This is a genomic window from uncultured Sphingomonas sp. (assembly GCF_913774285.1).
GTDB lineage: Bacteria > Pseudomonadota > Alphaproteobacteria > Sphingomonadales > Sphingomonadaceae > Sphingomonas.
The window spans coordinates 32,570-46,078 of record NZ_CAJYHX010000029.1 but is presented as its reverse complement, the minus strand read 5'-3'; the positions used below and the strand labels follow the sequence as shown (position 1 = coordinate 46,078).

Genomic DNA, 13,509 nt, shown 5'->3' with positions numbered 1-13,509 from the left:
ATGGCTCTTCGTACCCTCAGCCTCTGCGCCGGCGTCGGAGGCCTCGACCTCGGCGTCCGCATCGCTCGACCCGACGCGCGCTGCGTCGCTTTCGTGGAGAGGGAAGCCTCAGCAGCCGCAAGCTTGGTCGCGAGTATGGAAGCGGGGCGGCTTCATCCGGCTGCTGTCTGGTCTGACCTGCGAACCTTCGACGCTGGAGCATGGCGCGGCGCAGTGGATTGCGTCCTGTCGGGAGATCCCTGCCAGGGAAACAGCGTCGCCGGTAAGCGCCTCGGTGCCGAAGATGACCGTTGGCTGCTCGACCGTGCCATCGAAGTCTTTGATCAAAGCGGGGCTGACACCTTCTTCCGCGAGAACGTCGTCGGGAATCTCGACGGACAGCTCGAAGTTGCAATCCCATCACTGGAGCGACTGGGCTGCCGCATTGCGTTCGGAATATTCAGCGCGGCCGAGGTCGACGCAAGCCACCGGCGAGAACGCGGCTTCCTCTTGGCCGACCGTTCGCACCTCGGACACCAACGGGGCCGGCGCGCACGGAGAGGGCAGGTTGGATCTGCGCACGGCGGCATCGCTTTGGCCGACGGCAACGGTGACGAGCCAGGCGCAAACTGCGGAGAATCCAACGCCTGGGCAGACCGGCGGCACCACCCTAGCCGGCGCCGCGGAAACTTGGCCGACGCCTATGACGCGCGATCATCGCAGTGGGCACAGTCAGAAGAGCGACGAGGAGCTTTGGGGGAAGAAGGGCCGGCCGCTGGAGCGCGTGGCGACTTCCCACTGTTCGCTCCTGGCCCAGCCGACCCCATCTGGTCCGACATCATCGCCAGAGCGCCGTCGCTTGAACCCGCTGTTCGTCGAGTGGCTGATGGGTTGGCCGACCGGATTGAGCGGCTTCGACACTGCGGGAACGGCGTCGTGCCGCTCACTGTAGCTCTCGCTTGGGTGCGACTGCATGAACTGCTGGCTGAGGAAGCAGCGGGCGGCGCTTGCGCAGCTGCTGGCGATCGAGCCGCCAGCGCAAGCCAGCTTGTTCTGAGGGCCGCGTGATGCCGATTAGTCCAGAAAATCGCGCGCGCTATCCATCTGACTGGCCCGTCACCAGCCTGCGCATCCGCAAGGAACGTGCCGGCGATCGATGCGAGTGTCAGGGGGAATGTGGGCACTCGCATGAGGGCCGCTGCCCCGAGGTGAACGGCGCCCCGCATAGCGTCACCGGCTCGCCGGTGGTGCTCACCGTCGCACACCTCGACCACCAGCCCGAGAACTGCGCGGACGAGAACCTGCGCGCCATGTGCCAGCGGTGCCACCTCGGCTACGATCGGGATCACCACGCGTTCAACGTCCGACAGACGATGTCCCGCCGGCGGCTACAGGCCGCCGGCAACCTCGAACTGTTCGGCGGCGACTTGGGCACCCCGACTCTGCCAACGCCCCCGGCGGTGCTCGCGCCGCCGGCACGGGCCTCGGCCGAGTGGCCATTCGGCGAACTGCGGCCAGGCGGCTACGGCGTGATCTATGCGGATCCGCCGTGGCGCTTTGCAAACTTCTCGATCAAGGGCGAGGCGAAGAACCCGGTGGCGCATTACCCGTGCATGTCGATCGCGGATCTCGCCCGCTTGCCGGTCGCGCGGCTCGCCGCGCCCGACTGCGCGCTGATCATGTGGGCGACCGCGCCGCTGCTCGACCGCGCGATCGAGCTGCTGCGCGCGTGGGGGTTCACCTTCAAAAGTGCCGGTGCCTGGGCGAAGCGCACGTCGACCGATCGCACCTGGGCGTTCGGCACCGGCTATGTGTTCCGATCGGCGGCCGAGTTCTACCTCGTGGGCACGATCGGCAAGCCGCGCGTCCAATCGCGCCGCGTCCGCAACCTGCTGGTGGCGCCGGTGCGCGAGCACAGCCGCAAGCCCGACAGCATGATCGCGGACGTCGAGGCCCTCTATGCTGGTCCTTATGTCGAGTTGTTCGCCCGCCAGCGTCGCTCCGGCTGGGACTGCTGGGGCAACGACGTCGACCTTTTCTCGGAGCGCGCATGATGTCGACAGCGCAGGACGAATTTTCCGCGTCGACCGTGACTGGCGAATGGGCGTTGGGTTTGGTCGGCGCGTGGGTAGGCAAGCCGAACGAGATCCACAAGCGGCCGCCGTTTCGCGCCCATAGCTTCGACGCGGACGATCGCTATTGGGTGGTCGGCTCGACGTCTGTTTCCGTTCTGCATGGGTGGCACGGGGATCAGGCAACCGCCCAGGCGCTGGCAAATGCGCTCAACGCGGCTGCTCTGGCATCAACCGACGGCCCCGAGCAGTCAGCCGAAGGGGGGCAGCATGAACATGATGCCTAGCACTCTTCTCACGGAAACAGAGGCGGCAGACAGGCTCAGGCTCTGCACCAAGACCTTGCGCAAGGAACGCAAGGCGGGGCGGCTCTCCTACATCTTGATAGGTCGAGCCGTCCGTTACACCCTAGACGATCTCGAATCATTCATCGCCAGGGCGCGGCAGGATACTACCCAATGTCAGTCTACAAACCGGGTAAGTCGCCCTACTACCACTACGACTTCGTCTGGAAAGGTAGTCGCTTTCACGGCTCGACAGGGCTCAAAACGAAGCGCGAAGCGCTAGCCTTCGAGGCGCGCGTTCGCAGCGACGCGATCCTGCAGATCCGGGAGCGCGAGCCGATCAGCGTGGATCTGGCGTGCGGCCTCTACCAAGATCACGCGGAGACGCAGCCGAGCTGGCAGACGACCCGATACATCCTGCAATCGGCGATCGACGGGCTCGGCGGCGGGAAGCTTCTCAAGGAGATTTCGCAGCTCGAGCTGCAGCGACACTTCGCCGGCCGGCGCGCAACGCGCTCCAACGCGACGATCAACCGCGAGATCGAGACGCTCCGCGCCGTATGGCGCCGCGCCGATGATGCCGGCTTCGACGTCGGAGATATGCCGCGCTGGACAAGCCTCTTCCTGCGAGTTGCCGAGCGCCCGCCGCGCGAGCTGACGCTGGATGAAGAACCCCGCCTGTTCGATGCGCTCCGCGCGGATCTGGTCGACGTCTGCGACTTTGCGCTCAAATCGGGCTGGCGCCAGGCCGAGGTGATCGGGCTGCGCTGGTCTGATATCGACATGCACAGCCGAACTGCGCAAACCCGGATCAAGGGCGGCGACATCGTGCGCCGGCCGCTCACCGCCACGCTCATCGCGATCATCGCCAACCAGCCGAAGGTTGGGCCGTTCGTCTTCACCTACGTCGCCCAGGCTAACAAGTCCGAGGTGGTCGACAAGAAGGGACGGAAGCATCCCGCCAGGAAGAAGGGCGAGCGCTATCCGATGACCAAGACCGCGCTGCGCGGCGCATTCGCCGCGGCGAAGGTCGACGCGGAGATCGATGGATTTCGCTTCCACGATCTGCGCCACACCCGAGGCACGCGCATCGTGCGCGCGACGGGTTCGTTGGCAGCCGCGAAGGAAGCGCTCAAGCACCGGAACATCAAGACGACGCTGCGCTACGCTCACGTGCTCGATGAGGACGTCCGAAACGCCTTGGATGCATCGGAGTCCCGAACTATCCCCGAACCCACCTCGGAAGCCGCCCGAAAAAGTTAGGATTTCTGCGGGGTTCAGGCGCCTGGGTGCTCGCCGTGTAAACGAGATGCTCTACCAACTGAGCTAACCGCCCGCGCGCGCCGACGGCGTCTGCGTTGGACGCCGATGCCAAAGCTGCGCGCGAAGGGCAAGCCCTCAAACGAGCGAAAGTCCCGCCCGCTTCACCGCCGCGATATAGCGCTCCATCCCCCGCCGCGCGCGCTCGCTCAGCGCGATATAGGCGCGGCGGCGGTCGCTGGGATCGGCCTTGCGGTCGAACAGCCCCGCCTCGTTGAGCGTGCCGATCCAGCGCAACGCGGTGGTCGGCGGCACGGCTGCTGCGATGCACAGGCTGGAGACCGAGATCTGGCGATGCTCGAGCTCGGCCGCGTAGAGATCGAGCAGCATGTCCCAGGCGGGATCGGCGAACAGATCGCCCTCGAAGAAATCCGCGCGCATCCGCCGTGCGCGGATCACCCGGCGGACCTCGGCCGCGTCGGTCTCGACGGTGTCGCTGGCGCTGTCCATCCGAAAGGCCATCGATTCGTTGCGCACACCGGCGGGTCGTTCGAGCACCTCGCTGCGGGTGAGGCGCGACAGCGAGTCGGCGATCCGCGCCACTTCCTCGTGGAAGCGCCGGATGCGCATCGTCTCCTGGTCGCGCATCCCGTCGTGCAGCCGTGCCACCGGCGCCCGGTGGGTGGAGAGGATGGCGCCGAGCCGGTCGGTGTCGCTCGGCGCGCATTGCAGCACCGCCGAATCGGGCAGCAATCCCACGGCTGCGTCGATCTGCTCGGGCGTGACGGTGGCGATCAGCGGCACGCCGCGCGCCTCGGCCATCGCCCCCAGGCGGGCCAGCAAAGGATCGAGCAGCGCCGGCGCCACCCCTTCGCCCTCGAGCAGCAGCAGCTGTGCGCCGTCCAGCAGCGTCTCCGTATGCAGCGCCGCATCGGCGTCGACGGGCAGGCGGGCGCGCAGTCCCGCCGCCGTCACGATGCGCGCCGCCGCCGCCGCGCCCGCCGGCGACCCCGCGACGATCTGCGCGACATCCACCGCGATGTCGTAGGAAATGCTATCGAGCCCCCCGGCCCCAATTGCCTCGTACATGTCTGCCCCCATGGTTCGACATCTGTTCCCCAACAAATGCCGTATCGCTCCGAAATGGCGGAGTCTGGTTTACTCCAAATCGGAGCGTTTTGGCAGCATGATTGCGTGGTTTCTCCGAAGTGGAGCAAAGAGCCGGGAACTATCCGCGCGCGCGCCGCAAATCCTCGATCTGCCCGTCCTGCAATCCCAGCATGGTCCGCGCCGCACTAGCAAGAGTCGCGGTCATCAGAACGAAGCCCAGCGCTACCAGCGCGAGCATGCCGGAGACCAGCAGCAGCTGGGAAGCCGCCGGCAAGTTCTTTGCGGCGAGCACGATCATGAGTACCGTTTCCATCAGCGCCTGGACGTTGGCACCGGTCTGGCCGAGCGTCGCCAGGATCGGTAGGAAGAAGAGGGCGAGCAGCACCAGTCCGGCCAGCGCGATCAGCAGCCCCAGCAGCGCGAAGGCACCGAAGATCGACCAGAAATGCCCGCGCGATTGCGCCCAGGCCTCGTCGACGGTGATCGTCTCGTAGAGATAGGTGAGCGGCAGCGCGATCGAGAGGCGCACCTGCACGAAGATCAGCCCCGCCAGCTCCGCCAGCAGCAGCGCGGCACCGAGCCAGCCGGTCGCCGTCGCGGGAACGAGCCAGCCCAGCAGGCCCAGCAGCAAGCCGTTGGCGAGCGTCAGCAGGAAGGTCACCACCAGGGTGGCGATGGTCAGCAGCACCAGCAGCGCGAACACGCGCAGTTCGTTCGCGCCGAGCCGCAGATAGCAGGCGCCGCGCTTGTAGGGGTGGAGCGTCGCGCGGGTCGCCGCCGTGACCAGCACCGCAACGAGGGCGAGCGCCAGCCCCTGGCTGAGCAGCCCCGCACCGATCGCACCCGCGATGTTCGCCGGGTCAGCGGGCGCGATCAGGATCCGCAGCAGCCCGATCGCGAAGACGCCGACCAGGTAGAGGATCGCCCAGACCAGCACCGAAAGCGGATGCTGCCGCAACAGGCGGAACGCGCCGCCCAGGATCGATCCGACCACCCCATCCCCCGATCAGTCCAGCGACTTGACGATTTCTTCCACCATCTTCTTAGCATCGGCGAGCAGCATCATCGTGTTGTCGCGGTAGAAAAGCTCGTTGTCGACGCCCGCATAGCCGACGCCGCCCATGCTGCGCTTGATGAACAGCACGGTCTTGGCCTTCTCCACGTCGAGCACCGGCATGCCGTAGATCGGCGACGACTTGTCGGTCTTGGCGGCGGGGTTGGTCACGTCGTTGGCGCCGATCACGAAGGCGACATCGGTCTGGGCGAATTCGGAGTTGATGTCCTCCAGCTCGAACACCTCGTCATAGGGCACGTTCGCCTCGGCGAGCAGCACGTTCATGTGCCCCGGCATGCGGCCCGCGACCGGGTGGATCGCATATTTAACCCGCACGCCATGCGCCTTGAGCTTGTCGGCCATCTCGCGCAGCACATGCTGGGCCTGCGCCACCGCCATGCCGTAGCCGGGGACGATGATCACCTGCTCGGCCTGGCTCATCAGGAACGCCGCGTCCTCGGCCGAGCCGCGCTTCCACGGCCGGTCGACCGCCGCCGCGCCGCTTGCTCCCCCGCCGACATCGCCGCCGAAGCCGCCCGCGATCACGCTGAGGAAGCTGCGGTTCATCGCGCGGCACATGATGTAGCTGAGGATCGCGCCCGAGCTGCCGACCAGCGCGCCGGTGATGATCATCGCCGAATTGTGCAGCGTGAAGCCCATCGCCGCCGCCGCCCAGCCCGAATAGCTGTTGAGCATCGACACCACGACCGGCATGTCCGCCCCGCCGATCGGGATGATCAGCAGGAAGCCGATGGCGAAGCTGAGCGCCGTCACCGTCCAGAAGATCCAGGGGCTCTGGTCCTGGGTAAAGTAGGCGATCAGGCCCAGGATCGCGGCGAGCACGCCGAGATTGATCACATGGCGGCCGGGCAGCAGGATCGGCTTGCCGCCCATATTGCCGTTGAGCTTGAGGAAGGCGATCACCGATCCGGAGAAGGTGATCGCGCCGATCGCGACGCCCAGCCCCATCTCGATGCGGCTCTGGAGGAAGATCACGCCGTCGCTGGCGATGCCGAACGCGCCGGGATTGAGGAAGGCCGCGCCCGCGACGAGCACCGCGGCCAGGCCGACCAGCGAGTGGAAGGCGGCGACGAGCTGGGGCATCGCGGTCATCGCGATCCGGCGTGCCGTGACGATGCCGATCGCGGCGCCGATGCCGATCGCGGCGAGCAGCTCGACCAGCGTCAGCGTGTCGAGCACCGGCGTGCCGTAATTTTCGCAGATCGCGCCCGTCGGGCAGGGCGGCGCGATGCGCGGGACATGGGTGGCGAGCGTGGTGATGACGGCGATCGTCATGCCGATCATGCCGGCGCGGTTGCCGCGCTGGCTGGTGGCGGGGCTCGACAGCCCGCGCAGGGCGAGGATGAAGCAGACGCCGGCGACGAGATAGGCGAGTGCCGCCCAGGGATTTTGCGCGATGCTCTCCATGCTCAGCGGGCCTTCTTCTTGTACATGGCGAGCATCCGCGCGGTCACCGCGAACCCTCCGAAGATGTTGATGCTGGCCAGCACCACCGCGACGAGGCCGAGCCATTTCGAGGTCTCGCCCGCGCTCCCCAGGCTACCGGCGGCAGCGGCGATCAGCGCGCCGACAATGATCACCGAGGAAATGGCGTTGGTCACCGCCATCAGCGGCGTGTGCAGCGCCGGCGTGACCGACCAGACGACATAATAGCCGACGAAGCAGGCCAGCACGAAAACCGAGAGGATCGAGATGAAGTCCATGATCTACTCCTGATCCGCACGCGGAGGCGCGGAAAGATCCTCCCCGGAACGGGGAGGGGGACCAGCCGCAGGCTGGTGGAGGGGGAGCCCGGCAAGGGACGCGATCGATGCAACTACTGCGTCAGCGTCCTGCAAAATCTCCGCGGCGTTGATACGCAAAACTCGATAGCCGTTGTCGGCCAGAAACCGGTCCTTGCGGCGATCATGAGCTACCGCTGCGGGTGCGGCATGTACCTGCCCATCGACTTCGATCACCAGGCGCAGCCCGGCGATGTAGAAGTCGACCACATAGAGTCCGATCGGGTGCTGGTGGCGCACCCGCGTGCCGAGTGCGTTGCGCCGCAGCCGCTGCCACAACAGCACTTCCGGCAGGCTTAGCTCGCGCCGCTGCCGGCGCGCCATCGCGACTTCGGGCCGGATCGCCCGCTTCGCTCCCCCTCCACCGCGCTGCGCGCGGTCCCCCTCCCCGTGCCGGGGAGGATCGGGGAGCGCCCCCGGCGTCATTGCAACAGCCTCTCGTGGACCACCTTGCCGCCCTGCGTTACCCGCACGGCGGTACCGATCTCCTCGTCGAGCACCGGCTTGCCGGCGTCCTTGTCCCAGAAGGCCGAGAGGAAGTTGAACAGGTTGCGCGCGAACAGCGCCGAGCTGTCCGCCGCCAGCCGGCTGGGCACGTTGCGGTGGCCGACGATCTTCACGCCGTGGCGCTCGACGATCTCGCCCGGCACGGCCCCTTCGACGTTGCCCCCCTGCTCCACCGCCAAGTCGACGATCACGCTGCCGGACCGCATCGTCGCGATCTGCGTGTCGCTGATCAGCCGCGGCGCGGCACGACCGGGGATCAGCGCCGTCGTGATCACGATGTCCTGCTTGGCGATGTGCGACGAGACCAGTTCGGCCTGCGCGGCCTTGTAGGCGTCGCTCATCTCGGTGGCATAGCCGCCCGAGCCCTCGCCCTCGATCCCGGCGACATTCTCGACGAAGATCGGCTTGGCGCCGAGCGACAGGATCTGCTCCTTGGTCGCCGAGCGGACGTCGGTGGCGGAGACCTGCGCGCCCAGCCGCCGCGCGGTGGCGATCGCCTGGAGGCCGGCGACGCCGACGCCCATCACGAACACCTTGGCGGCGCTCACCGTGCCCGCCGCGGTCATCATCATCGGGAAGGCGCGGTCATATTCGGCGGCGGCGTCGAGCACCGCCTTATAGCCGGCGAGGTTGGACTGCGAGGAGAGGATGTCCATCGACTGCGCGCGGGTGATGCGCGGCATGAACTCCATCGCCAGCGCCTCGAGGCCCAGCGCCGCGTAGCGGTCGATTCGGGCGCGTTCGCCGAACGGATTGAGCCCGGCGACGAGCCACGCGCCCTGCTTCAGGCCGGTCAGGCTGTCCGGATCGGGACCCTGCACCGCGAGCACGATATCGGCATCGGCAAGCACCTCGTTTCGCGAGCCGATCGTGGCCCCCGCCTCGCGAAACGCGGCGTCGGCGTAGGAGGCAGCAAGTCCCGCGTCGGACTCGACCGCGACCGAAGCCTTCAAATTAATGAATTTCTTGACGGTTTCGGGCGTAGCCGCGACACGTCGTTCGGCAATCGCCGCTTCCTTGAGTACTGCGATCTTCACGTCAGCGGGCGATCAGGAAGACGACGAAAGCAGCGATGAGGAATACCGCCACCGTGCCCCACTTCATCAAAGCCGTGAAACCATTGAAGGTTTCGACATGCGACTGGATCTCGCCGGCGTTTTCACCTGTTTCAGCCATTGATGCGCTCCTCTCCTAGGTGCTCGATGTCTTATACCGCTGGTCCGGCGTGCCTCAACCCCGCCCCACAAAGAACTGTTTCGGCCCTGCTTAAGCCGAACTTTACGCATCTGGTCTAACCGATGCGGCTCGAAACGGGACATTTGGGACTGGAGTCGGCATGACGCGCAACGGGCAACGTCTTCTGTTGCTGATCGATTCGGAACCGGCGCAGCGGCGTCTGGTCGCCGCGATCGCTTCGCGCCGTGGCTGGCGGACGATCTTCGCCGACGATGCGGAAAGCGCGCTGGCGACGCTCGGCACGCCCGACGGCCTGGCAGTCGACGCGATCCTGCTCGACCATCCTGCCTCGGACGCCGATGCCGCGATCCTGATCGCCGAGCTGCGCGCCCGTCGCCCGCACATGCCGATCCTGGTGCTCGCCGCCAACGGCTCGGTCGCCGCCGCGGTCGGCGCGATGCGGGCCGGTGCCAGCGACTTCCTGGTGAAGCCGATCGCGTCGGAACGCCTGCTAGCCGCGCTGGAGAGCGCGATGGGCGGCAGCAGCGCCGGCGAACTCCGCCCGCTGACCGAGAAACTCACTGCCAATCTCGGCTTTGCGGAGATCGTCGGTTCTGCCCCGCAGTTCCGCGCCGCACTCGCTGTTGCGGCCAAGGCCGCCCGCGCCCGCGTACCGGTGCTGATCGAAGGCGAGAGCGGCGTCGGCAAGCATGTTGTCGCGGAAGCGATCCACGGTGCCTCGCCGCGGGCGCGCAAGGAACTGATCGTCGTCAATTGCGGTTCGATCCCCGCCAACCAGGTGGAATCGGAGCTGTTCGGCCATGAGGAAGGCGCCTTCACCGGCGCGTTCGAGCGCAAGGTCGGCCGCCTGCAGGACGCCGATGGCAGCACGATTTTCCTCGACGAAGTCAGCGAAATGCCGCTCGAGGCGCAGGTCAAGCTGCTGCGCATGCTACAGACTGGCGAGATCCAGCCGCTCGGCGCGCGCCACCCGCGCGAAGTCGATGTCCGCGTCGTCGCCGCCAGCAACGTGCCGTTGCTCGCCGAGGTTGAAGCGGGGCGCTTCCGCGAGGACCTCTATTACCGGCTCAACGTCGTCCAGGTGACGATCCCGCCGTTGCGCGAACGCGCCGGCGACATCCCTGCGCTCGTCCGCCACCTGCTCGCGCGGATCGCCGAGCAGCCGGGTCTCCGCCAGCTCGGCATCAGCGAGGACGCGCTGCAGCTGCTCACCGCCTATGACTGGCCCGGAAATGTCCGCCAGCTGCAGAACGCGCTGTTCCGCGCGGCGGTGCTCTGCGACGAGGAAGGGCTGACCCGCGACGACTTCCCGCAGATCGCCCAGATCGCGCAGGGCAAGCCGATGACGTCCGGGCCGGTGGTGAACAACTCGGGCATGGGCGGCATCACGTTGTTTCGCCCGGACGGCAACCTCCGCCCGCTCGACGAGATCGAGGCCGATGTGATCCGCCTGGCGATCGGCCATTATCGCGGACGGATGACCGAAGTCGCCCGGCGCCTCGGCATCGGCCGCTCTACGCTCTACCGCAAGCTCGGCGAGCTGGGGATCGATCAGACCGCGGCATGAGGCGCGGTGAGCGCGGCATCCTGCATGCCGCGCCACACCCGCAGCGCCTGGACGGTATCGAACGCGTCATGGACGCGCAGCAGCTGCACGCCCAGGCCTGCACCCTTGAGCGCCAACGCCAGCGAACCGCCCAGCCGCTGCTCGGCCGGCGCTTCATTGGCGAGCGCCCCGACGATGCGCTTGCGGCTTGCGCCCAGCAGGATCGGGCAGCCGAGGCCGTGGAACAGCGCCAGCCCGTTCATCAGCACGAGATTATCCGCCAGCGTCTTGCCGAAGCCGATGCCTGGATCGATGACGATCTTCGCTCGGTCCACGCCTGCGGCGACCGCCGCCTCAACGCGTGCTTCCAGCCAGTCATAGACTTCGATCAGCACGTCGCCATATGCGCCCTTCCCCTTCGCACCATGCTTGGGATCGGCGGCATGCATCAGCACGACCGGGCAGCCGGCGCGTGCGACCACCTCCAGCGCGCGATCGTCGTAGAGCAGCGCCGACACGTCGTTGACGATGTGCGCGCCCGCGGCGAGCGCCGCCTCCATCACCGCGGCCTTGCGGGTGTCGATCGAGATCGCCGCGCCGCTCGCCGCCAACCGCTCGATCACCGGCACGACGCGGGCGATTTCGTCGCCTTCCCACACCGTTTCCGCGCCGGGACGGGTGGATTCGCCGCCGACGTCGAGGATGGCCGCGCCGGCAATGCTCATGTCGACGCCCGAATGCGCGGCCGCGGCAGGATCGCCCAGATGCTTGCCGCCGTCGGAGAAGCTGTCCGGCGTCATGTTGAGGATCGCCATCACCTGCGGCTGGTCGAAACGCAGCGTGCGGGCGCCGAGCGTCAGCGGCGGACGGGGCGCCGTGATGCGCGCGGCGATCGGCGCCAGGCGGGGATCGGCCTCCGCCTCCCCGATGGAAATGGCGCGCTGGACGACCCGCCTGCCATTCTCCACCGCGATCAGTTCATAGGCGGAGAACCACAACAGCCCGCCTGCCAGCCGCGCGACCTCGCCGTCGCGGCCGACCGGCGTGTCGACGAACTGGATCGGGCGGAGGTAGAGGCGCGCGGCGGGAGGAAAATCTAGCATGGCGCCGTGCTATCGGCATGCGTAGGACGAGGGAAGCCATCATACACCTCTCCCCAACGGGGAGAGGGAGGGGCCCGCCGCCGCAGGCGGTGGGAGGGAGAGCGGCAATGCGAGGCATCGCCTCGCGCGACTGCTTGCGCAGCCGCTCACCCTCTCCAAGCTGCGCTAGGCGGCACGCCGCCAAGCTTCGCTATCCTCTCCCTCAAGGGAGAGGAAACGCTTGTTACGGCTGCGTCGCGAGCAGATAGGTCTGGCGCAGCGCGTCGATCGGCTTGAGGCCGCCCTGGTCCTCGTAATGCCAGAAGGTCCAGCCGTTGCAGCTGGGCGCGCCCTGCAGCGTCGCACCCAGCTTGTGGATCGAGCCCGCGTGCCCGTCGCAACTAAGCGAGCCGTCCGCGCCCACCGTCGCCCGCCAGCGCGCCTTGTGGTCGCTGAGCACGGTACCGGGCGCCAGATAGCCATTCTCGACCAGCTGGCCGAACGCCACGCGCGGCGCGGCCTTGGGGGCCTGCATCGTCTGCAGCGCGCTTTCGTCGAGCGGCAGCGCCGCGGCGATGCGCTCCAGCGCCGCCTCGACATAGACGCCCTCGCGATCGATGCCGATCCAGCGCCGGCCGAGGCGCTTGGCGACCGCGCCCGTCGTGCCGGTGCCGAAGAACGGATCGAGCACCACGTCGCCCGGCTTGGTGCAGGAGAGCAGCACGCGGTACAACAGCGCCTCGGGCTTCTGCGTCGGGTGGACCTTGGTGCCGTTCTTCTTCAGCCGCTCCTGCCCGCTGCAGATCGGGAATTCCCAATCGCTGCGCATCTGCAGTTCGTCGTTGAGCGTCTTCATCGAACGATAGTTGAAGGTGTAGCGCGACTTCTCGCCCTTCGACGCCCAGATCAGCGTTTCGTGCGCGTTGGTAAACCGCGTGCCCTTGAAGTTGGGCATCGGGTTGGCCTTGCGCCAGATGATGTCGTTGAGGATCCAGAAGCCGAGATCCTGGATCGCCGAGCCCACCTTGAAGATGTTGTGATAGCTGCCGATCACCCAGATCGTGCCATCGTCCTTCAGGATGCGGCGCGCCTGCGCCAGCCACTCGCGCGTGAATTTGTCATAGGCCGCAAGGCTGTCGAACTTGTCCCATTCGTCGGTCACCGCATCGACATGGCTGCCGTCGGGACGGTTGAGATCACCGCCCAGCTGCAGATTGTACGGCGGATCCGCGAAGATCATGTCGATCGACTTGTCGGGCAGCCCGCGCATCGCCTCGATGCAGTCCTGGCGCAGGATCGTGTCCAGCGGCAGCACGGCCGGCGCCTGCTTCGCGACGCGCGCACCCGCCCGTTTGACCTTCTCCAGCACGCCCATGAATCATTGCCCCTTCGCTCAAAAGGCACCCCTATTCGGGGCCGAGCGACTCCTCCGTCAAGAGGGGGGATCGCCGGGTGGTGACCCGAAGCAGGCCCTTGGACAGGCGGAACATTTCGGCACCCGCCATATCTTGAGTCAAGAAGTTATCCACAGGCCCAAGCGCTGGTGGGTGTGGCCGAAAAGACTCAGTTCCCGCCCCTCGAAAATTTTCCCGGCCTGTGGATAAGCTGGAACGTTC

At 67.1% G+C, this 13,509-nt stretch carries 15 protein-coding genes; 6 read left to right on the top strand and 9 right to left on the bottom strand.

Annotated elements, in window-relative coordinates:
- The 5 genes from QZ670_RS20105 (at position 1) to QZ670_RS16240 (ending at position 3,598) form a co-directional block, all read left to right on the top strand.
- A complete protein-coding gene (locus QZ670_RS20105) occupies positions 1–1,047 on the top strand; it encodes a DNA cytosine methyltransferase (protein ID WP_365894670.1) in 1,047 nt (348 codons plus the stop codon).
- Between the two features lie 140 nt (positions 1,048–1,187).
- Positions 1,188–2,033, top strand: coding sequence for an MT-A70 family methyltransferase (locus tag QZ670_RS16250; RefSeq protein WP_294257155.1), 846 nt, complete (start codon positions 1,188–1,190; stop codon positions 2,031–2,033).
- Entirely contained in the window at positions 2,030–2,338 is a 309-nt protein-coding gene (locus tag QZ670_RS16245) for a hypothetical protein (protein ID WP_294257153.1), read from the top strand. The genes QZ670_RS16250 and QZ670_RS16245 overlap by 4 nt, the downstream gene beginning before the upstream one ends.
- Entirely contained in the window at positions 2,256–2,618 is a 363-nt protein-coding gene (locus tag QZ670_RS20100) for a helix-turn-helix domain-containing protein (RefSeq protein WP_365894668.1), read from the top strand. The genes QZ670_RS16245 and QZ670_RS20100 overlap by 83 nt, the downstream gene beginning before the upstream one ends.
- Positions 2,510–3,598 (top strand): site-specific integrase, encoded by a 1,089-nt coding sequence (locus tag QZ670_RS16240; RefSeq protein WP_294257151.1) that lies wholly within the window; start codon positions 2,510–2,512, stop codon positions 3,596–3,598. The genes QZ670_RS20100 and QZ670_RS16240 overlap by 109 nt, the downstream gene beginning before the upstream one ends.
- Before the next feature lie 135 nt (positions 3,599–3,733).
- Here the strand turns inward: QZ670_RS16240 and QZ670_RS16235 are convergent, their stop codons facing one another.
- The 7 genes from QZ670_RS16235 to QZ670_RS16205 form a co-directional block, all read right to left on the bottom strand.
- Complete coding sequence (locus tag QZ670_RS16235) at positions 3,734–4,684, bottom strand: hypothetical protein (RefSeq protein ID WP_294257149.1); 951 nt, start codon at positions 4,682–4,684, stop codon at positions 3,734–3,736.
- A 139-nt stretch (positions 4,685–4,823) separates the two neighbouring features.
- The gene (locus QZ670_RS16230) at positions 4,824–5,699 is read right to left on the bottom strand and encodes a hypothetical protein (protein ID WP_294257147.1); all 876 of its coding nucleotides are present in this window, start codon (positions 5,697–5,699) and stop codon (positions 4,824–4,826) included.
- A gap of 12 nt (positions 5,700–5,711) precedes the next feature.
- Positions 5,712–7,187: an NAD(P)(+) transhydrogenase (Re/Si-specific) subunit beta gene (locus tag QZ670_RS16225; RefSeq protein WP_294257145.1), complete on the bottom strand. Its 1,476-nt coding sequence runs from the start codon at positions 7,185–7,187 to the stop codon at positions 5,712–5,714.
- Positions 7,188–7,189: 2 nt separating this feature from the next.
- Entirely contained in the window at positions 7,190–7,483 is a 294-nt protein-coding gene (locus tag QZ670_RS16220) for a proton-translocating transhydrogenase family protein (RefSeq protein WP_294257143.1), read from the bottom strand.
- A gap of 3 nt (positions 7,484–7,486) precedes the next feature.
- Positions 7,487–7,885 carry an endonuclease domain-containing protein gene (locus tag QZ670_RS16215; RefSeq protein WP_294257141.1) on the bottom strand — a complete coding sequence of 133 codons (399 nt, stop codon included), beginning with the start codon at positions 7,883–7,885 and terminating at the stop codon, positions 7,487–7,489.
- Between the two features lie 98 nt (positions 7,886–7,983).
- The gene (locus QZ670_RS16210) at positions 7,984–9,105 is read right to left on the bottom strand and encodes an NAD(P) transhydrogenase subunit alpha (protein WP_294257139.1); all 1,122 of its coding nucleotides are present in this window, start codon (positions 9,103–9,105) and stop codon (positions 7,984–7,986) included.
- 1 nt (position 9,106) lies between these two features.
- Positions 9,107–9,244, bottom strand: coding sequence for an aa3-type cytochrome c oxidase subunit IV (locus QZ670_RS16205; protein ID WP_093297881.1), 138 nt, complete (start codon positions 9,242–9,244; stop codon positions 9,107–9,109).
- 160 nt (positions 9,245–9,404) lie between these two features.
- On the opposite strand from QZ670_RS16205, the gene QZ670_RS16200 reads away from it, so the two are divergent.
- Positions 9,405–10,832: a sigma-54 dependent transcriptional regulator gene (locus QZ670_RS16200; protein ID WP_294257136.1), complete on the top strand. Its 1,428-nt coding sequence runs from the start codon at positions 9,405–9,407 to the stop codon at positions 10,830–10,832.
- On the opposite strand, the gene folP is transcribed toward QZ670_RS16200, so the two are convergent.
- Both folP and QZ670_RS16190 read right to left on the bottom strand, forming a co-directional pair.
- Positions 10,817–11,914 carry a dihydropteroate synthase gene (folP, locus tag QZ670_RS16195; RefSeq protein ID WP_294257134.1) on the bottom strand — a complete coding sequence of 366 codons (1,098 nt, stop codon included), beginning with the start codon at positions 11,912–11,914 and terminating at the stop codon, positions 10,817–10,819. The two genes, QZ670_RS16200 and folP, sit on opposite strands and share 16 nt — an antisense overlap.
- A 223-nt stretch (positions 11,915–12,137) precedes the next feature.
- Positions 12,138–13,268 carry a site-specific DNA-methyltransferase gene (locus QZ670_RS16190; RefSeq protein ID WP_294257132.1) on the bottom strand — a complete coding sequence of 377 codons (1,131 nt, stop codon included), beginning with the start codon at positions 13,266–13,268 and terminating at the stop codon, positions 12,138–12,140.
- Positions 13,269–13,509 lie beyond the last annotated feature (241 nt).

Coding starts and splice junctions, on each gene's coding strand:
- QZ670_RS16200 (WP_294257136.1), top strand. CDS start 9,405: ATGACGCGCAACGGGCAACGTCTTCTGTTGCTGATCGATTCGGAACCG.
- QZ670_RS16220 (WP_294257143.1), bottom strand. CDS start 7,483: ATGGACTTCATCTCGATCCTCTCGGTTTTCGTGCTGGCCTGCTTCGTC.
- QZ670_RS20105 (WP_365894670.1), top strand. CDS start 1: ATGGCTCTTCGTACCCTCAGCCTCTGCGCCGGCGTCGGAGGCCTCGAC.
- QZ670_RS16190 (WP_294257132.1), bottom strand. CDS start 13,268: ATGGGCGTGCTGGAGAAGGTCAAACGGGCGGGTGCGCGCGTCGCGAAG.
- QZ670_RS20100 (WP_365894668.1), top strand. CDS start 2,256: ATGCGCTCAACGCGGCTGCTCTGGCATCAACCGACGGCCCCGAGCAGT.
- QZ670_RS16240 (WP_294257151.1), top strand. CDS start 2,510: ATGTCAGTCTACAAACCGGGTAAGTCGCCCTACTACCACTACGACTTC.
- QZ670_RS16225 (WP_294257145.1), bottom strand. CDS start 7,187: ATGGAGAGCATCGCGCAAAATCCCTGGGCGGCACTCGCCTATCTCGTC.
- QZ670_RS16235 (WP_294257149.1), bottom strand. CDS start 4,684: ATGTACGAGGCAATTGGGGCCGGGGGGCTCGATAGCATTTCCTACGAC.
- folP (WP_294257134.1), bottom strand. CDS start 11,914: ATGCTAGATTTTCCTCCCGCCGCGCGCCTCTACCTCCGCCCGATCCAG.
- QZ670_RS16245 (WP_294257153.1), top strand. CDS start 2,030: ATGATGTCGACAGCGCAGGACGAATTTTCCGCGTCGACCGTGACTGGC.
- QZ670_RS16215 (WP_294257141.1), bottom strand. CDS start 7,885: ATGGCGCGCCGGCAGCGGCGCGAGCTAAGCCTGCCGGAAGTGCTGTTG.
- QZ670_RS16205 (WP_093297881.1), bottom strand. CDS start 9,244: ATGGCTGAAACAGGTGAAAACGCCGGCGAGATCCAGTCGCATGTCGAA.